Origin of the sequence: Cellvibrio sp. KY-YJ-3 (assembly GCF_008806955.1) — a bacterium.
Classification (GTDB): domain Bacteria; phylum Pseudomonadota; class Gammaproteobacteria; order Pseudomonadales; family Cellvibrionaceae; genus Cellvibrio.
In genome coordinates this window covers 1-20,147 of record NZ_CP031727.1, presented here as the reverse complement: position 1 = coordinate 20,147, position 20,147 = coordinate 1, and the positions used below count along the sequence as shown (strand labels likewise).

The following is a 20,147-nucleotide window of genomic DNA, read 5'->3' as shown; positions in this document are numbered from 1 at the left end:
GAACTAGTGGAGAAGGGTACTTGTATGCGAAGCGCATGTTGCTTGCAAATCATACAAAAAATTGTGCGCTAGTCCACTAAAATGTGAGTAATTCCGGTGCAGTAATTCACGAAAAAATTATTTTGTCGTTAAAAGCTTTATTTTGGCGCGTAAATCAATTTTTATTTTTTTCTGTTTTTCAGATTTGATCAGGTGATTTACTAAAAATTATTTTTCTAAAAAAGTTAAAAATTTTTTGCTAATTAATTTTCCAGTAGTTATTTTTTTCAAGCATGAATTGATGGTTTGCGGGTAAAAATTTGTGTGCGGATTTGCCGGTGGGTAAAGGGTAAAAAATCGAAACTTGCGGCTAGTGGTGAGGTCACGGGCGCCACTCTTTCGAGATAGGTGTGTTTGTTTGTAGTCAGGATGTAACTTGCATTTTGGTCTCATCCCATCTAAACATGGCATTAGTTTGTATTTATTAATGCGGAAGATGAATCGATGTTTGAAATCAGTCAGTTGCGGTGTTTTGTGGCGGTAGCCGAAGAATTGCACTTTAGTCGGGCGGCAGAGCGACTGAATATGACCCAGCCTCCCTTGAGCCGGCAGATTCGCCTGTTGGAGCATCATGTCGGTGCGCAGTTGCTGGAGCGTACCAGTCGTACAGTGCGGTTAACGGCGGCAGGCAAAGCTTTTTTTCCGGACGCAGCGCGTATTCTGCGGTTGGCCGAGGAGGCAGCGGCAACGGCGCGCAGAAATGCAAAAGGCGAGAAGGGTTCGCTCTCTATTGGTTTTACCGCCTCCTTTGGTTATCACTTGCTGCCGGCCATGGTGCGGCGCTTGCGTGAACTGGCGCCCGACGTCTCCCTCACGCTCAAGGAGTTAGTGACCGGCGCCCAGCTGGAGGCGCTGCATGCTGGGGTGCTGGATGTTGGTTTGGTGCGCCCGCACAGTCATGATGGTGAATTGGAAACCGTGTTTCTTGCCGGAGAGGAGCTTTACCTGGCAATCCCCAAGCAGGACGCTGACCTCTGGCCAACCGAGCCTGACCTGACGTGCCTTCAGTCAAAACCCTTCCTCATGTATTCACCCTATGAGGCGCGCTATTTTCACAACCTGCTGTCCAGCTGTTTTCAGCGCGAGGACGTGCTGCCCCAAATCGTAGAGTATGTGGCGCAAATGCATACCATGTTGGCGCTAGTGCAGTCGGGCATTGGTGTGGCGCTGATTCCCAAGTCGGCCTCCAGTTTGCATTTTGAGGGAATACTGCTGCGCCAAGTGATCACTACGCCGCCCAAGCCGGTGGAGATGGTTTACAGCTACCGTAAAGACAACAACAACCCAGCACTGGAGACTTTTCTGCAGGAGGTGTTACCAGAATTCAAAAGCTGATTCAGCTGTTGCCTCGCGCGCCACGATTGATACATGAATTAAATCGTTTTATCTAGTGATTGATTTGATTCGTGAATAACATGCGCTCAGAATCAGTCACATCAGCGGGTGGTTTGAAGCGACGTTAATAGCAATAAATTACGCGACTCTCTTATCAAATCATGCCGCAATAATTGGCCTTGCCCAGCTCAACCCATGAGAGGTGGATATGTTCAACCACAATCCGGCGCCAGTATTATCCGACTATCTTCGCTCATAGCGAACTTCCTGCGCTTCTGTAAAGAGGCGTGGGCTTTTTATTCAGTGCGATAGCAGTAAAAAATAATTTTTCTAATTGTATTTTTATCAACTAATCTTTTTTGAGCTATTTAGCTCACCATAAAAATATCCAGCTACAAATTTTTGAATTTATCGTCAGTGGCGGAAGTTCAAGTGTTACGCGGTTATAAAAATAAGATCGAAGAAGCGGCAATGGATAATAGGAATAAAATTAATACATTATCCAAATTAAAAAAACAGCGAGGAGTTTCTATGAGAAAGTTTACCCTAAATCCGCTCGTGCTGGCGATGGCTGCCAGTGTATTGCCTGCAACCAGTTTTGCGCAGGATGCATCTAACGATCAACTGGAAGAAGTCGTAGTTACTGGCAGCTTTCGCGCCAGCTTGGCTAATGCACTGAATACCAAGCGAACATCCGCAAATAATGTCGATGCCATTGTGGCAGAAGACATGGGCAAAATGCCCGACCTGAATCTCGCTGAATCTTTGCAGCGTGTGCCCGGTGTAGCTATTACCCGCGAAGGTGGCGAAGGTAGAAATATTACCGTGCGCGGCCTTGGCCCAAGTTTCTCTGCTACCACATTAAATGGTATGGAAGTGCCTTCCAGTACTGGTGGGTTGGATTCTTCCGGCGGTGTAAATCGCGGTCGTTCATTTGACTTTAATGTGTTTGCATCAGAATTATTTAACAAAATTATTTTGAATAAATCCTCCAAGGGTTCATTGGAAGAGGGCGGTTTGGCATCAACCGTAGAATTGTATTCCGCCAAGCCATTTGATAACCCTGGTCCGCACGCGGTAATTGGCGGTTCCATGGCGGTGGATAATTTAACCGGTGAAGATGACCCGCGTATTGTTGCAATGGCGAGCAATACTTTTGCTGATGATAAATTTGGTGTATTGGTCAGTTTTGCCCAGTCCGAGCGCAACATTCGTCAGGAAGGTTTTGGTACGGTGCGTTGGACATCCCCATACGATAACTCCGGGCAGAATTTTGTCGGCAATGACTCGGCTGTTAATATTTCGGGTACGCCTAACCCTTTTGCGAATTATCCCACGCTCGATAGCTCAAGCCCGATGTTTGAGCCGGAGTTGTTAACACCTTCAGTTCAGCAGCAGTTGGAAACCGATAAGCTGAATTTTATGATGTTCCCGCGTCTGCCGCGCATGGATTCTTTTAATACGGATCAGAAACGCACAGGTATCACTGGGTCATTCCAGTTCCGCCCAACGGATCGCATGGAATTCACGCTAGATTACTTGCGCTCTGATTTGAAAACTGACGTAACTTCATACAATTTTTTTGCGCAATTTCGTAATGCTTTTAACTCCATTACACCAACCAATATTGTGTTGGATGATGCTGGCCGGATTGCAGTTGCCGGTGAGTTTACCGGTGTAACTCCTCGCGTAGAAAGCCGTGGACAATTCAGTGAAACTGAATTTGAACAGGTGGTGCTCTCCGGTAAATTTGAATTGACCGACAATTTAAGCTTGGACGTAATGTTTGGTAATGCCACCGTTGTGCATGATGAAGAGCAGTATCGTTTTAATCTTGATGCTCTGGCGCCAAGTTATGCTAATGCCAATGCGCCTACTCGCCAGGCAATTAATGGTTTGAATCCAACCTACTTCTCGTATGATTTCCGTAATAATAGTGATATCGCTGAAATGAGTTATGGTTTCGATATTACTGATCCACTCAATTACCATTTTACTGCCCCAACTATTCGTAAAGATATTGTTGAGCGTGAGAATGATACCTTTCGTTCAGATCTAACCTGGGACTTAGATAATTCAAGTATCAAAACGGGTGTAATTTTAAATAAACGGAATGTAACTTCTGCGCGCTATGATGCAACCACGGGCACCTTGACTGATCCGGTTGCCAGAGTGAGTACTGGTTCTGGCACAAGCACTATTATGCCTATCACCTCAGTAACCACGAACTTGGTGACAACTTTATCGGCAGTAAGCAAAGGTTATGGCGATGCAATTAGCCCACCAGCAGGTTTCCCCACTGACTTCGTTGTAAATGATTTTGCGGCAACCAGAGCGGCATACAGTGCAGGTTCATTTACCCGCAACCCGAACGATGCTTCTACCTTTGATGTGACCGAAGAGACAGCAGGTGTCTACGCGGAATACACGCACAATATGGAAGTGGCCGGTATGCCATTGATGATGAATACAGGCTTGCGTTATGTGGAAACAGAAGTTGAATCTGTGGGTGTTATTAGTGGAGGCGTTTCCAAGCGCAGTAGTGATTATGCGGAGTGGTTACCATCCCTGAATGCAACCCTGGAAGTCGTAGATGATTTTCTGATTCGTTTTAGCGCCAATAGAAATTTATCTCGCCCAAGCATGGCCAGCATGACGGCTACTATTAACGCCACGCCAATTAACGGTAATATTTCGGTGGGTAACCCTGGCCTTAATCCTACCATTGCTGACTCAGTTGATTTGGGCTTTGAATGGTATTTTTCGGAAGAGTCAGTATTGGGTATTACCTTCTTTCATAAAGATGTTGATAGCTTTATTTTGAGTAGCAACGTTGCTAGTCCATTAACTCCAGAATTGAAAACAATTATAGCGACCGCATATCCACAGACTGATCCAAACTCACCATCTTTTGATTCAGTCGGCTTTAATATCAATAGTACTTGGAATATGTCTACGCCGGTTAATGGTGAGGGTGCAAAGATTGACGGTTACGAAATTTCTTACCAGCAACCGTTTAGCTTCTTGCCTTCTACATTTGAAGGGTTTGGTATGTTTGCCAACTATACCTATGTGGACTCTGAAATTGTCTACCCTAATGGTGTCAAAGGGCCGCTTGCTGGCCTGTCAGAAAATAGCTACAACTACGGTATTTATTTTGAACGTGAGCAGTTTGGTGCGCGTGTAGTAGTAAATGGTCGCGACGATTATGTAACCGCTATTCCCGGCAGTGACAGAAACTTTTCCGAAAACACCTCAGGCCCAACGCGTGTTGACATGTCGGCGTTTTACAATATTACCGAGAATGTCAAAGTCAGTCTTGAAGTTATTAACTTGACTGAGGAGAACGAGCGCCTCTACACGACCGGTCCTGTGGCATCGGGTGGCGATTTGGATCTGGTACGCGAGATCAACAACACTGGTCGTGAAGTCAGCTTGGGCCTTCGTGCGACCTTCTAAGGTTTGTTAGGCGTAATTTTCCTGCATTAATCCACCGAACCATTGGTAATTGCCGATGGTTCGGTGTTCTCCTGCAAATTTTATTTCCTGGATCAATCGCCATGAAAAAATTTCTCTCCTATGCGCAGCTATTAATAGCTGGTGCTATGTTTAGCCTCTGCCTTTCTGTTCACGCACAAACCTCTGCCGACAACAGCGCGCTGGCTACTGCGGAACTGATGGCCAAGTCCATTATGCAGCGCCACCCGGAAGCTTGGACTATGCGCGAATTCAAACAGCTCAAAGAGCCGGAATGGGGTTACCCTTATTCGCTAGTGCTGTACGGATTTCAAAAACTTTATTTAAAAACCGGTAACGAAGTTTACTTGGCGTATGCCAAAACCTTTGTGGATCAGTTAATCGACGCGCAGGGAAACATAAAAGGTTATGCGATTACCGAATTTAATATCGATTCAATTAATCCTGGGAAACTTTTATTTTTACTGCATGAAAAATATCAGGACCAGCGTTATTTAACCGCCATGCAAACATTGCGCACCCAGTTGCAATGGCAGCCGCGCACTACTGCAGGTGGCTTCTGGCACAAAAATATTTACCCCTGGCAAATGTGGTTGGATGGTTTGTATATGGGCGCACCTTATTACGCCCAATACGCGCAACAATTTAACGAATCCGTTAAATCCTTTGATGATATCGCCCATCAATTTTTATTGATTGAAAGTAAAACTCGCGATGCAAAAACCGGATTGCTCTATCACGCGTGGGACGAGAGTCACTTGCAAGAATGGGCTAATAAAAAAACGGGTTTGTCGCCGCATTTTTGGTCGCGCTCCATGGGTTGGTACGTTATGGCACTGGTGGATACCCTGGATTATTTTCCACAAAACCACCCCAAACGTAAGGAGCTGATCCGTTTGTTAAATCAATTGGCGGAAGCATTGTTAAAAGTTCAGCATTCGAGTCATCTTTGGTATCAAGTAACCGACCAAGGTGATCGCTACGGTAATTATTTGGAAACCTCGGGCAGTGCTATGTTTGCCTACGCCTTTGCCAAGGGTTATAACAAAAAATATTTGCCGCAAAAATACCAAAAAATTGCGACGGATATTTTTAATGGCATAGTGCAGGGGCACACCGAGATTGATGAACTGGGCCGCATGCACTTAAAAAATACCTGTGGCAGCGCCGGGCTGGGCAATGAACCTTATCGCACCGGCACCTTTGAGTACTATGTCAGTGAAGCCATTCGCACCGATGACCCTCACGGGCTGGGGCCATTTATTTTGGCTGGTGTTGAAATTGCCGCATTTAAGTGATTGATAAGAGGTAAGGGTAATGATGACGAATAAAATGATATTAATTAAGGCCGCCATTTTGCTGCTGTTACTGCAGTGCACGTTGGTTTCAGTGGCGCAGGCCAAAACAGATTTTTATAAACAGTCTGACTGGAAACAAATGGATGTGATTCTGAAAAAAATAGAATCCCCTAAAATTCCGAAAACCGATTATGTGATTACCGCGTTTGGTGCCAGTGCGGATGCGCAGGCCGATGCACGGCCGGCGATTATGCGTGCGATTAATGCCGCCGCCAAAGCCGGTGGCGGGCGTGTTGTTATCCCGGCGGGAAAGTGGTTGTCCAATGGGCCGGTAGAATTGCAGAGCCGCATTAATTTACATTTGGAAGAGGGCGCAACACTCTTGTTCAGTGCCCAAACCAAACATTATTTACCCGCGGTATTTACACGCTGGGAGGGCACTGAAATTTACGGTTATTCGCCGCTGATTTACGCTAACAAAGTGACAGATGTGGCTATCACTGGTAAAGGCACTATTGATGGTAATGCACAAAGTGAATTTCTCGGCTGGGCAAAACACCAGGCGGCGGATATAGCCAAGTTGCGTCAAATGGGTTTTGATGGTGTGCCGTTGGAAAAAAGGCAATTTGGCGAGGGGCATTTTTTGCGTCCATCGCTGATTCAAATTCTCAATGCCGAGCGTGTGCTGTTGCAGGATTACACGGCGCTTAACTCACCGTTCTGGGTTAATCATTTGGTGTATACCGATCACGCGCAAGTGCGCGGTGTAAAAGTAGATAGTATGTTCGCCAACAATGATGGTTTGGATATAGATTCCGGTCGCTGGATTCTGGTTGAGAATAACCACTTCCGCACCGGCGATGATTCAATCGCGATTAAATCCGGTCGCGATTTGGACGGACGTACCATTGGCCGCCCCAGTGAAAATATTGTGGTTAGAAATAACCTTTTTGACGGTGAAGATGGTGTTGGTTTAGGCAGCGAAATGTCGGGCGGCATTAAAAATGTGTATTTCACCGATAATGATTACTTGAAAGGCACCTCCGCGTTTCGTTTAAAAGCCAATCTGGATCGCGGCGGCAGTGTAGAGCATGTGCGCATCCGCAATATGAACATTGGCAGCGCCAAATATTTGTTCTGGTTCGATCTGAGTTACGTGGCTGGTTATTTGGGCGGAAACTTTCCCTCGCGCTATCAAGACATAGTGTTTGAAAATATCACTGTCGATAAAGTGGATACCTTTTTTATTAGCCACGCTCCGGAAGTGCAGCCGCTGCAAGATGTATTGTTTAAAAACATCAAGGTGAAATCCTCGGGTGAGTTTATGGAGTTTACCGGTTTAAAAAATGTTACTTTCTCTGATGTGGAAGTTAATGGCCAAAAAATGTCGGCACATTTTGAGTAGTGTGTTTTATGTAAAGAGTGTTTTTGTTTTGCGCGGTATTTAGCGGTGAATAGCGCTTTGCATTTACACGGGTTAATCAAAAGCCTGCTGTTACTCTGGTTGAGTACGGCAGGATTTTTTTGTTATGCCGCCTCAGTTGTCTATGTTGCTAGCACTGATTCACACACTATTTCCGTATTTGCGCTGAATGAAACTAGCGGTCAATTATACCTGCAGCAGACGCTTGCGGTTGATGGCGCCGTGATGCCCTTGGCGCTGTCGCCCGACCGGCAGCTACTTTATGCCGCCATTCGCTCTACACCTTATCAATTAATCGTATTGGGAATTGATGGTGTCAGTGGAGGATTATCGTTGCGCGCCAAGCTGCCCGTCGCGGATAGCATGGCCAATATTTCTGTCGATCCAGCAGGGCGTTATTTATTTGCAGTCTCTTATGCCGGTAATACGATTAGTAGCTATCCGCTGAATACGCAGGGAATTCCTTCATCCCCAGTGCAGGTTTTGCCCGCGGGGAATCATCCACATCAAATCACTACCGACCCACAGCACCAATTTGTTTATGTGTCGCTCTTGGGTGAGGATCGTATGGATTATTTTCGTGTGAATCACACACTTAAATCTGCTCCACTGGTACCAATGAATACACCCGCATTACATACCGCTTCAGGCGCGGGGCCGCGTCATTTTGTGTTTTCCGCGCAGGGGCTTTTTTTGTATCTGGTAAATGAGTTGGGCGGTACAGTGCAGGTGTACCAGCGCAACGCTAGCAAGGGTTCTGCCACATTGTTGGAAAGCCATGTGCTGGCGGAAGGGGTAAAGCCCTGGGCGGCGGATATTCATCTCACACCCAATGGAAATTTTTTGTATGCCTCTGAGCGCACAAGCAGCACTATTTCCGGATTCAAGGTTAATCGCAACACGGGTCGTCTCAGTCCAGTTAGTCGTTGGGCGACTGAGCAGCAACCGCGGGCATTCCGGATTACCCCCGATGGCCGTTTTCTGTTGGTGGTGGGGCAGTTGTCGCAGCGCATAAGTGTGTATGCGATTAACCCGCATAGCGGTGAATTGCAGCTCGCATCCACTCATCAAACCGGGAAAAATCCGGCATGGATTGAGGTAGTGAATCTACCTGTGACCGCACGGTGATTTGATATAGCAACTCGTTAATGGCATTTATCAATACTCAAAGTGGATCAATTTATTTATCTATTGGTTTGATTTGGAAATAATAAGCTCGCAGAATTGACTGTGCGAATTTGTCGCTTGACCAAAAAGACATTAACAATAAAAAACCAAGACGTTGAGAGGTAGAAGTCATGGGCAGCGCACCAGTGCTTAGTTCCACCAGCAAGATTGCGGCGGCATCGCGTACCCGCTGGGGCATTCTGGCGATGCTGTTTATTGTTACCACCATTAATTACGCCGATCGCGCAACCATTGCGATTGCCGGGCCGGATGTTGCCAAAGACCTTGGTCTCACCTCGCTGCAAATGGGTTATGTATTTTCTGCCTTCGCCTGGTCCTATGTATTGGCGCAATTACCTGGGGGTTGGCTGCTGGATAAATTCGGTTCCAAAACCACCTATTTTTTCAGTATTTTTCTCTGGTCGCTGTTTACGTTGCTGCAGGGGTTTGTCGGTTTTGTTAGCGGTGGTGCGGCGCTGTTGCTGTTAATTGTCTTGCGCTTATTGGTGGGCGCCGCTGAGGCACCTGCCTTCCCGGGTAATAGCCGTATTACCTCCGCGTGGTTTCCCACTCACGAGCGCGGTTTAGCCGCGTCTATTTTTAATTCTGCACAATATTTTGCCACTGTCGCTTTTGCTCCCTTAATGGGGTGGATGGTCTACTCCTTCGGCTGGCAGAGTATTTTCTTTTTTATGGGCGTGCTGGGTATTGTGCTGGCGCTTGTGTGGCGCAAGGTGATTTATAGCCCCAAAGAGCATCCGGCACTGAGTGCGAGTGAGTTGGATTACATATCACAGGGCGGCGCGTTGGTTGACTTGGACAGTGGCCGCAGCAATCAGCATACAGCGAGCGTTAATACCTTTGCCTGCATCAAAGAATTATTAAGTTCGCGCATGCTGCTCGGTGTGTACATTGGTCAGTATTGTATTAACGCGCTCACCTATTTCTTTTTAACCTGGTTCCCGCTGTATTTGGTGCAGGAGCGCGGCATGAATATTTTGCAGGCCGGTTTTTTAGCATCGCTACCGGCGATTGCCGGTTTTCTGGGTGGCATATCCGGCGGTTGGTTTTCGGATCGACTACTAAAAAAAGGTTACTCATTAACGGTGGCGCGCAAGCTGCCCATTGTGCTCGGCATGTTGATGTCCACCTCCATGATTGCCTGTAATTATGTGGATACCGATGTACTAATTATTGCGATTATGTCGCTCGCTTTTTTTGGCAAAGGCGTGGGCGCTTTGGGCTGGGCAGTGGTGGCAGATACCTCACCCAAGGAAGCGGGCGGGCTCTCCGGTGGTTTGTTTAATACTTTTGGCAATTCGGCAGGAATTGTTACGCCGATTGTGATTGGTTACATAGTGCATAGCACCGGCTCCTTTGCTGGTGCGCTGGCTTATGTGGGCGCCCATGCGGCGATAGTTATTATTAGTTACCTGTTTGTGGTGGGCGAAATAAAACGCATCACCCTGAGTAAATCTATTACTAGTGAGCCGGTTAATTAATTTTCGGTGCCGATTTTTTACGAGGTTTTGTCATGTCCCAACTGCTTATCAAAATACATCCGGCCGATAACGTTGCGGTAGTGGTGACTGCCGGTGGTTTGCCTGCGGGAACTGAAGTGGCAACAGGGTTATCGCTTAGCGAAAATATTCCGCAGGGGCACAAAGTAGCGCTGTGCGACATCGCCAAAGGTGATGCGGTTATTCGCTACAACGTAGTGATTGGTCGCGCCAAAGAAACGATTAATGCGGGCGCTTGGGTCAATGAAAATTTGTTGGAAATGCCCGCTGCGTTGGGGCTGGAAAATTTACCCATCGCTACTCGCGCAGGTGAAGTGGGGGAACCGCTTAGCGGTTTTACTTTTGAAGGTTATCGCAATGCCGATGGCAGCGTAGGCACGCGTAATATTTTAGCGATTAGCCAAACCGTGCAATGTGTTGCCGGGGTGGTTGAGTTTGCGGTGAAACGCATTCGTGAAGAATTATTGCCAAAATATCCCAACGTGGATGGTGTGGTGGGTTTGGCACACAGCTATGGTTGCGGCGTGGCGATTGACGCACCCAACGCGCCGATTCCTATTCGCACCCTGCGCAATATTGCACTCAACCCCAACTTTGGTGGAGAGGTAATGATTGTCAGCCTCGGCTGCGAAAAAATGCAGCCCGCACGCTTAATGCCACCGGAAACCATCCCCGCCACGCTGGTTGATGGCCCGCAAGTGGTCTGCCTGCAAGACGAACAGCACGTGGGTTTTATGAGCATGATCGAATCGATTATGCGTCAGGCCGAAACGCATTTAATACGCTTGAACAAACGCCAGCGCGAAACTTGCCCCGCCTCTGAATTGGTAGTGGGTATGCAGTGTGGTGGCAGCGATGCTTTCTCTGGCATTACCGCTAACCCTGCATTAGGTTTTGCCGCGGATTTATTAGTGCGCGCTGGTGCGACGGTAATGTTTTCGGAAAATACCGAAGTGCGCGATGGCATCGATCAATTAACCTCGCGCGCTGCCACTGCGGAAGTTGCGCAAGGCATTATTAATGAAATGCAGTGGTACGACGATTATCTCGCCGCAGGCATGGTGGATCGCAGTGCGAATACTACTCCCGGCAATAAAAAAGGTGGCCTCTCCAATATTGTGGAAAAAGCCATGGGTTCGATTGTTAAATCCGGTTCGTCGCCCATTGTCGGTGTGCTCTCGCCCGGTGAGCGTTTGCGCGATAAAAAAATTCCCCATGGTTTGGTGTACAACTCCACACCGGCGAGTGATTTTATTTGCGGCACATTGCAATTAGCGGCCGGCATGAATTTGCATATTTTTACTACCGGGCGCGGTACACCCTATGGTTTGGCAGAATGCCCGGTGATTAAAGTAGCAACCCGCACTGATCTGGCGCGGCGCTGGCACGATTTGATGGATGTAAACGCCGGTCGTATTGCCGACGGTGAAAAAACCATTGAAGAAATGGGTTGGGAAGTTTTTCAGTTAATGCTCGATGTGGCCAGCGGCAAAAAAACCTGGGCGGAGCAGTGGAAATTGCACAATTCGCTGGTGTTATTTAACCCTGCGCCTGTGACTTGATATTTTATTTTTCCTACCTTGTATCAATACAAAAACCGTATTAACCCAGTCAGCAATTAATCTTTACCGGTATGGGTTGCGGTGTGAAAATTTGCTTCTACTATCCACTACCGGAGCGATACATCGTGACTCGTTATTCACCTAAAGAATTTGCCCAAATAGTTGGCAGCGGTTTGCTTTCTTTTCCCGTCACCCATTTTAAAGCGAGCGATTTGTCTTTTGATGAAGATGCCTATCGCGCCAATTTGAATTGGCTGTTTAAACACGATGCGGCGGCGATGTTTGCCGCTGGTGGCACCGGTGAATTTTTTTCGCTGACGCAAAAAGAAGTGGACCGTGTGGTGCGCGCCGCGGTGGAAGAAACCAAACATATTCCGGTAATTGCGCCCGCTGGTGGCGGCACCGCCGTCTCGATTGAATATTGCCAAGCAGCGGAAGCAGCCGGTGCTGATGGTATTTTATTGCTGCCACCCTATTTGACCGAAGCGGCCAAAGATGGTGTTGCCGCACATGTTGAGGCAATTTGTAAATCCACCAAGCTGGGTGTGATTGTTTACAACCGCGCTAACCAGCGTTTGGATGAAGTAGAGCTGGAGCGTTTGGCTGAGCGCTGCCCCAATTTAGTCGGCTATAAAGACGGCATCGGCGATATCGAATTAATGACCCGCATTTACGCACGCCTCGGTGATCGCCTCACCTACATCGGCGGTTTGCCCACCGCCGAAACCTTTGCGTTGCCTTACCTGGAAATGGGTGTGACTACTTATTCCTCGGCGATTTTTAATTTTGCGCCTGAATTTGCGTTGGATTTTTATAAATCAGTGCGCGCGCGCGATTACACCAAAGTCTATGCGGCGCTGAATGAATTTGTATTGCCCTACATCAATATTCGCAATCGCAAACAGGGTTACGCGGTATCGATTGTGAAAGCGGGCATGAAATTAGTCGGGCGCGACGCTGGCCCGGTGCGCACACCGCTCACGGATTTAACCGACGCAGAAATGGCGGAATTAAAAACGCTGATTGCGCGTATTCAATAAAGGTTACTGTTATGAAATCAAGCGGACAATTGTTAACAGGAAATTTGTTAATCGGCGCGCAACAAGTGGCGGGTAGCAAAGGCACCTTGTACGCCATTAACCCCACAACCGGTGAACAGCTCCAGCCGGCTTATCATTTAGGTAGTGCGGATGATGTGGCGCGTGCCTGTCAGTTGGCGGAGCAGGCGTTTGATAGCTATCGCGCTACCCTGCCAACGGTACGCGCGAATTTTCTGGAAACTATTGCGCGCAATATCGAAGCGATTGGTGATCAGTTAATTGAGCGCGCCATGGCCGAGACGGGTTTGCCCAAAGCGCGTTTGGAAGGTGAGCGCGGGCGCACTTGTAATCAATTGCGTTTGTTTGCCGCGACCATTCAAGCGGGTGAACAAAATCAGCCGCGTATCGACCCGCGCCAGCCGGAGCGTAAACCGCTACCGCGTGCCGATTTGCGCCAGCGTCGTATTCCGCTCGGGCCTGTTGCGGTATTTGGTGCAAGTAATTTTCCATTGGCGTTTTCAGTGGCCGGTGGCGATACCGCTTCCGCTTTGGCTGCGGGTTGCCCGGTGATTGTAAAAGGCCATTCGGCGCACCCTGGTACTTCAGAATTGGTAGGGCATGCGATTCAAAAAGCTGTCGCTGAATGCGATTTGCCCGAGGGTGTGTTCTCGCTCATTTTTGGTGCCGGTGCCGAAGTGGGCGCTGCGCTGGTGGCACATCCACTGGTTCAGGCCGTTGGTTTTACCGGGTCGCGCGCGGGTGGTATTGCGCTGATGCGTATCGCACAGTCGCGGCCGCAGCCCATTCCGTTTTACGGTGAATTAAGTGCACTCAATCCCGTGGTGTTATTGCCGGGCGCCCTGAGTGAAAAGGGCGATGAATTGGGGCGCCAGTTTGTCGCATCACTCACCATGGGCGCGGGGCAATTTTGCACTAACCCTGGTTTATTGTTGGCGCTGGATAGCCCTGCATTGGACAGTTTTATTGCCGCAGCGAGTGCGGCACTGCAAGACTCTGTTGCCCAGACTATGCTCAGCCCCGGCATTCACAATGCCTACGAGCACAGCACTGCCTGCATCGCCGGCAGCAAACAAGTGCAAACCTTGGCACGGGGCCAAAGCTCTTCTGCCCCCAATACTTGCCGTGCGGCGCTTTATGCAACCCGTGCGGAGATTTTTTTAACCAACGCCAATTTGCATGAAGAAATGTTTGGCGCGGCCTCGCTGTTGGTGCGCTGTCGCGATGAACAAGAACTGATTAGTGTATTGAGTCATTTGGATGGGCAGTTAACCGCGACCCTGCAGTTGGCAGACGCCGATTTACCTTTCGCGCGTAAACTCTTGCCGCTGCTTGAGCGCAAAGCCGGGCGTATTCTCGCCAATGGTTGGCCGACGGGTGTGGAAGTCTGTCATGCGATGGTGCACGGCGGCCCCTGGCCTGCCACTACGGATGTGCGCGCCACCTCCGTAGGTTCTGCGGCACTGGAGCGTTTTTTGCGCCCGGTGTGTTATCAGGATTTGCCAGCGGCGTTGTTGCCCCCGGAACTGCAAGACAATAATCCGCTGCAATTAACCCGTTTGGTGGATGGAAAAAGCGCGCACTGATTGTGGTGCGCGTTGCTTCAACTCTTTTCTGAATTAAGTGCGCAACAGATCCACCGCCGCTTCCAATTCAGCGGCGAGGACTTTGGATTCGCCAATATCAATATTCGGGTCCAACCCCAAACGATCAAACGCGGGAATGCTGGAAAAATCCAACGCAGAAATTCTGTTGTCTCTAAAAAAATCGCACTGCAATACGGCTACTGTCACTAAATCGGCGTAGTCGGGTTGCGATTTCTGCGCATAAAATTTCAAGTGATCTTCTGGAATGCTCGCCAGGTTTTTATTAAAACCCCAGGTTTTTAAAATCAGGCTACCAATCGGCCCGTGAATTTTTTCTATCACTTTATCCAGCGTGATACTGTCATTTAACAGCGTTGGATTTTCTTCTGCATAACTGAGAATGGGTAGCACACCAATTTTATGGATAATGCCGGCTAGTGTTGCCTGATCCGGACGCAGCTTGGTGTAGTGTTTGCACAGTACGTGACTGACAGCCGCCACTTCGCTGGAGCTAAACCACACATCGCGCATGCGCATATCAATAATGTCCGAAGTGGATTGGAACATCTGTTCCATCGCGAGGCTGGTGGCAATATTGCACGCGTATTCAATGCCCAAGCGCATCAGTGCATTATTTAAATTATCGACTGGTCGCCCGGCGCGCAGTAAGGGGCTGTTGGCAACCCGAATCAAGCGCGCACTCAGCGCCGGATCGCAGCTAATCACATTCGCCAAACTCTCAATATCCGCCGTCGGGTCATCGGCCACTTCGCGCACGCGTAGCGCCACTTCCGGCAGTGTAGGTAACACCAGTTGATCACATTTAATGGCGGTGATGATATTTTCACTGACTCTATCGGCAATATTATCCATCAACTTTTCCCGGCAGCTAGCTGCAGCTTTTATTTTTCTCAGTATAGGTGAGGAATGAAGCTGGGCAACTGAGCGCACTATTTGGCGCATCAATTAATAATTTCCTGCATTCGATTCGTATTTTTTAAATTCGCGGTTATATAAATTGCATAGCTCTTGATATTTCGGCCTAAGCAAAGCTATCTCACTGGCCTGTGCTAGTATCAGTTCACTTGGCTTTATTAAGAGTTGCCACTAATGGATGAATTTCATCGCCTCCGAAGCCTGCATTCTTATGACATTCTCGATACAGTTCCCGAAGCTGATTTTGATCAGCTGACCTGGTTAGCTGCACACATCTGTAAAACGCCAATTGCCGTGCTCACGCTGGTGGATGAAACCCGGCAATGGTTTAAATCGATTTATGGTTTGGATGTGCGTGAAACACCGCGCGAAATTGCATTTTGTAACCACGCAATCCAATACGTCACGCCTTTTGTGGTGGAAGATGCAGCGAAAGATTCGCGCTTTGCCAGCAACCCGCTGGTGATAAATGATCCGCGCATACGATTTTATCTGGGCATTCCGCTGATTTCACCCGAAGGTTTTGCAATTGGCACTCTTGCGGTTATCGATCAGGTGCCGCGTACACTCGCTGAAGAAACCGTTAAGGCGCTATGTCTGTTGGCACATCAGGCAATGTACAATTTAAATGCGCGGCGCGAGCGTTTGGCCTCTGAACAGGCGGCGCATAATCGGGTAAAAGATATTATTTCTGCAGCCGCCACCGGTATTGCGGTATCAACGCTGGATGGAAAATATTTACTTTCCAATCCTTACTATTGCAATCTGTTTGGTTATGCCCCAGCGGAAATGTCGCGCACTACCTTGGCGGATATTGTATTGCCTGAGGATTATCCTGCTATGCAGGCCAGGTTGAAAGCGCTCTATAAAAATGAAGTGTCGCGCTTTACCTTGGAGTGTCGCAGCCTCACCAAATCACGCGGTGTTATTTGGATTAGAGCGCAGGTGTCCATGTTGCGCGATGCGCAGGAACAACCGCTGGCTTTTGTCGGGGTGGTGGATGACATTACCCAGGCAAAACAAGCAGAGCAAGAGTTAAAACAATTAGATGCTATTAAACACGCACAACAAGTAGCGGAATTAGCCAATCAAGCCAAGTCCAGTTTTTTAGCGACCATGAGCCATGAAATTCGCACGCCCATCAGCGGCGTAATCGGCATGGTGGATGTTTTACATCAAACCAGTCTGAAAGGTTATCAAATTGAAATGGTGGACATTATTCGCGATTCAGCGAATTCACTATTGAGCATTATTGATGACATTCTGGATTTTTCCAAAATAGAATCCGGCCGTTTAGAACTGGAAGCGGTGCCCTTTTCATTGGAGCACAGTATTGAAAAAGTGTGCTCGCTACTGGATCGCATGGCGCTGGATAAAAATGTCGAGCTATCGCTTTTTATTGATTCCAACCTGCCAGAAACGCTGGTGGGCGACGAATTGCGGTTGCGTCAAATACTGATTAATTTGGTGAATAATGCAATCAAGTTTTCTTCCGGCGCGGAACCTTTTGGCAAAGTGAGGTTGAGTGTAAGTGTGCACGCAAAAAATGCGGGCGAGATGGTTATTGAATTTGCAATTAGCGATAACGGTATTGGTATGTCGGAGCAAACACTGGGGCGATTATTTAGCCCCTTTATGCAGGCCGATGCATCCACTACCCGCCATTACGGCGGCACCGGTTTAGGGCTGACAATTACGCGCCACCTGGTTGAATTAATGCAGGGCGAAATTGTGGTGGAAAGCCGCTTGGACATAGGTTCTGTATTCAGGGTGCGCATTCCTTTTTTAGTAAATGCAGCAACCGGTGTAACACCCGCGAACAATCCGAATTTTAGTTTGTTGCTGTGCATTGTGGTGGGTGACCTATCCGGCTTGTCTGCTATATGGGGGCAATATTTATCCGCATCCGGTGCGGTGGTTATACCGGTGGCCGCGGTGGAACTGATTGAATGGCACGAGTTGCGCCATCACTACGCGCAGTATGAGTGGCTGGTATTAATTGATGAGTGCGGTGAAATTCCTGAGTCTTCACCGGCGCTGGCGGCGATTAATAAACACCCTGCCAATCCGCGTGTGCATTGTTTGGTGATTGGGCGCGGACAGCGACGCGAACTGCGCAGCGACGAACAAGGCAATTGTTTTATCGATGGCAATTGTCTTGGGCGCAGCCGTTTTTTTGAGGCAATCAATATCGCCTTGGGGCATATCACAATCGCTAAGCCCCTGACACGCGGTTATCACGAACAGGATTTTATGCCACCCGCCCGCAGCGATGCACTTGCGCAGAACCGTTTATTACTCTTGGCGGAAGACAATGAAACCAATCAAAAAGTGATTACCCGGCAATTGGCTTTGCTCGGCTACGCGGTGGATGTGGTGAGCAATGGCGAAGAGGCTTTTGATCGGCTTACTGCTGAGCGCTATGCGCTCTTGATAACCGATATACATATGCCGATCATGGACGGTTACCGTTTGATTGCCAAGGTGCGCGCGGCGCATCGCGCCTTCAATAACATTCCCATTATTGCCTTGAGTGCCAATGCCCTGCGGGAAGAGGTGGATAAATGCAAACAGCTTGGTGCCAATGAATATTTGGTGAAACCGGCGCTGCTGCACGATTTAAAAAATATGCTCGACCGCTATTTTTCCGCTGAACCAAATGTTGCTATTTCCACCGCTGCAGATGCGCAGCTCAGCTCCGCTTCTCCGGCTGTTAAGGATATACATTTGGATATTAATGTATTGCGTGAATTAATTGGTGCAGATGAGCAGGTGGTGATGGAGTTTTTAGCGGATTATTTAAAAACGGCCATACAGCTGCGAGGAGAAATGGCCACCAGTTTTCGCATCTCCGATATCAGTGCACTGGCCAGTAGTGCACATAAATTTAAATCCTCGTCGCGCGCGGTGGGTGCATTACAGCTGGGCAAAATTTGCGAATGTATTGAGCACAAATGTAATCATCAACAGTTCATCGAGTTGGCCACTGCCTATGCTGCCTTTGAGCAGGAATTTGAGCAGGTGCTGATGTTAATCAATAGAATATTTGTGGACGAATGGAGTGGGTGCAGTGCATCCAAAACAAAATGAACCAAGAAGCTAGTGTGGTAGATCTCGCCAATATCAATACCCTGGTGATTGATGATGATGCATTCATGCTGAAAATTATGCAGCGCATCCTGCATGTCAACGGTATTGCCAATGTCACCTGTTGTGATACTGCCCAAGGCGGGCTTGATGCGCTGAGACAAGCACCAGTGCCAATCGATTTGATATTGCTCGATTTAAATATGCCGGAGATGGATGGTATTCAATTTGTTCGCCAGTTGGATTCTGAATCGTTTAAAGGCAGTATTATTCTGATTAGCGGTGAGGATGAACGAATGCTAATCAGTGCAGAAAAATTAATTGCGGCCCGACACATTGGTATTCTTGGGCATCTGCAAAAACCCGTAACCCAGGAGGCCATAATACCGCTGTTAAAACAATTAGGTGCGAAAACTACATTTATACCCTCAAGCTTAAAAAACTACTCGGCGGAATCCCTGGCGGCTGCAATTAATGGTGGCCAGTTGTTTAATACCTATCAGCCTATAGTGTCGCTAAAAACTGGCAAGGTGAGCTGCGTGGAAGTGCTGGTGCGCTGGAGTCACCCCACCGATGGTTTGGTGGGGCCGGATCAATTTATTCCCGTCGCCGAGGACAATAACCTTATCGATCAGTTAGCGAGCGTAGTGTTGACCGAGGCGTTGGCGCAGCATAAAAAATGGCAGGCGCTGTCACTGCATATTCCTATGGCGATCAATGTGTCTATGGAAAATTTGGCGTCACTGGAGTTTGCCGATAATTTTTCAAAAATTATGGCCGATGCCGGTTTACTCACCAAAGATATCACTCTGGAGATCACTGAAAGCCGCGCTATGAAAGACCCGATGATTACGTTGGATACCCTCGCGCGTTTGCGTTTGAAACGGTTTGTATTATCGATTGATGATTTTGGCACCGGCCATTCATCACTGGCGCAGCTGCGCGATATTCCGTTTGATGAATTTAAAATTGATAAAAGTTTTGTCACCGGTGCCTGGGCTGACCAAAGGATTCGGGTGATGTTTGAAACCAGTTTGAACCTCGCCAAACGGCTGTCGATGAAAGTCGTTGCTGAAGGCATTGAATCAGAAAAAGATTGGGAATTTGTGCGCTCGGCGCAATGTGATTATGCCCAGGGTTATTTTATTTCCAAACCCATGGCGGGTGATGCGCTGCCCAAGTGGTTAACACTGTGGGGAGAGCGGGTGCGGCGCGAGTTATTGCCCGAGGCCAATGCGGCAACCCTGACGGTAAAAGCCAGCAAACAGGGCACGGTATTAGTTATTGAAGACCATGATTTTCAGCGGCGTATTCAAAGCAAAATACTAATGGAGGAGGGGTTTTCAGTCGTGACTGCCGCAACCAGTGCGGAAGCTTTGTCGCTATTAAGAACCTTGCGTCCCGCATTAATTTTAATTGATATCGAATTGCCCGGGATGAGTGGTTTGGAAATTCTCAAGCGTTTACGCTCTACTGCAGTTTTTAAAAATACCCCGGTAATTATGTTGTCTGGTTCCAATCAGAAAGACATAGTTGTGCAGAGTATGAAAACCGGCGCCTCGGGTTTTATCGCAAAACCCTTTGATCGCAAAACGCTGGTCGCTAAAGTGTCGTCTGTCCTGCCTCATTAAAAGAGGCAGATGCTCAGCGCGTTTAAGC

General features: G+C 48.1%; 12 protein-coding genes. 11 read left to right on the top strand and 1 reads right to left on the bottom strand.

Annotated elements, in window-relative coordinates:
* The first annotated feature begins 483 nt into the window (after positions 1-483).
* From D0B88_RS00060 to D0B88_RS00020, 9 genes are all read left to right on the top strand, one after another.
* A complete protein-coding gene (locus D0B88_RS00060) occupies positions 484-1,374 on the top strand; it encodes a LysR substrate-binding domain-containing protein (protein WP_007644733.1) in 891 nt (296 codons plus the stop codon).
* Positions 1,375-1,905: 531 nt separating this feature from the next.
* On the top strand, positions 1,906-4,833 hold the full coding sequence (locus tag D0B88_RS00055) for a TonB-dependent receptor (RefSeq protein WP_191966475.1): 2,928 nt from the start codon (positions 1,906-1,908) through the stop codon (positions 4,831-4,833).
* A gap of 101 nt (positions 4,834-4,934) precedes the next feature.
* Positions 4,935-6,149 (top strand): glycoside hydrolase family 105 protein, encoded by a 1,215-nt coding sequence (locus tag D0B88_RS00050; RefSeq protein ID WP_151054168.1) that lies wholly within the window; start codon positions 4,935-4,937, stop codon positions 6,147-6,149.
* Positions 6,150-6,168: 19 nt separating this feature from the next.
* Positions 6,169-7,554 carry a glycoside hydrolase family 28 protein gene (locus D0B88_RS00045; RefSeq protein ID WP_151054166.1) on the top strand — a complete coding sequence of 462 codons (1,386 nt, stop codon included), beginning with the start codon at positions 6,169-6,171 and terminating at the stop codon, positions 7,552-7,554.
* A 45-nt stretch (positions 7,555-7,599) separates the two neighbouring features.
* On the top strand, positions 7,600-8,700 hold the full coding sequence (locus D0B88_RS00040) for a beta-propeller fold lactonase family protein (protein ID WP_007644737.1): 1,101 nt from the start codon (positions 7,600-7,602) through the stop codon (positions 8,698-8,700).
* A 170-nt stretch (positions 8,701-8,870) separates the two neighbouring features.
* Positions 8,871-10,241: an MFS transporter gene (locus tag D0B88_RS00035; RefSeq protein WP_151054164.1), complete on the top strand. Its 1,371-nt coding sequence runs from the start codon at positions 8,871-8,873 to the stop codon at positions 10,239-10,241.
* 32 nt (positions 10,242-10,273) lie between these two features.
* Positions 10,274-11,821: a galactarate dehydratase gene (gene garD / locus D0B88_RS00030; RefSeq protein WP_151054162.1), complete on the top strand. Its 1,548-nt coding sequence runs from the start codon at positions 10,274-10,276 to the stop codon at positions 11,819-11,821.
* Between the two features lie 125 nt (positions 11,822-11,946).
* The gene (gene kdgD / locus D0B88_RS00025; protein ID WP_007644741.1) at positions 11,947-12,861 is read left to right on the top strand and encodes a 5-dehydro-4-deoxyglucarate dehydratase; all 915 of its coding nucleotides are present in this window, start codon (positions 11,947-11,949) and stop codon (positions 12,859-12,861) included.
* An 11-nt stretch (positions 12,862-12,872) separates the two neighbouring features.
* The gene (locus tag D0B88_RS00020; RefSeq protein WP_151054160.1) at positions 12,873-14,465 is read left to right on the top strand and encodes an aldehyde dehydrogenase (NADP(+)); all 1,593 of its coding nucleotides are present in this window, start codon (positions 12,873-12,875) and stop codon (positions 14,463-14,465) included.
* Between the two features lie 33 nt (positions 14,466-14,498).
* Here D0B88_RS00020 and D0B88_RS00015 read toward each other — a convergent pair whose 3' ends face one another.
* Positions 14,499-15,338, bottom strand: coding sequence for an HDOD domain-containing protein (locus D0B88_RS00015; RefSeq protein WP_007644745.1), 840 nt, complete (start codon positions 15,336-15,338; stop codon positions 14,499-14,501).
* 237 nt (positions 15,339-15,575) lie between these two features.
* Here D0B88_RS00015 and D0B88_RS00010 point away from each other — a divergent pair, with 237 nt between their 5' ends.
* Both D0B88_RS00010 and D0B88_RS00005 read left to right on the top strand, forming a co-directional pair.
* The gene (locus D0B88_RS00010) at positions 15,576-18,491 is read left to right on the top strand and encodes an ATP-binding protein (protein ID WP_151054158.1); all 2,916 of its coding nucleotides are present in this window, start codon (positions 15,576-15,578) and stop codon (positions 18,489-18,491) included.
* Entirely contained in the window at positions 18,488-20,119 is a 1,632-nt protein-coding gene (locus D0B88_RS00005; RefSeq protein ID WP_225318465.1) for an EAL domain-containing protein, read from the top strand. The genes D0B88_RS00010 and D0B88_RS00005 overlap by 4 nt, the downstream gene beginning before the upstream one ends.
* The last annotated feature ends 28 nt before the right edge of the window (positions 20,120-20,147 follow it).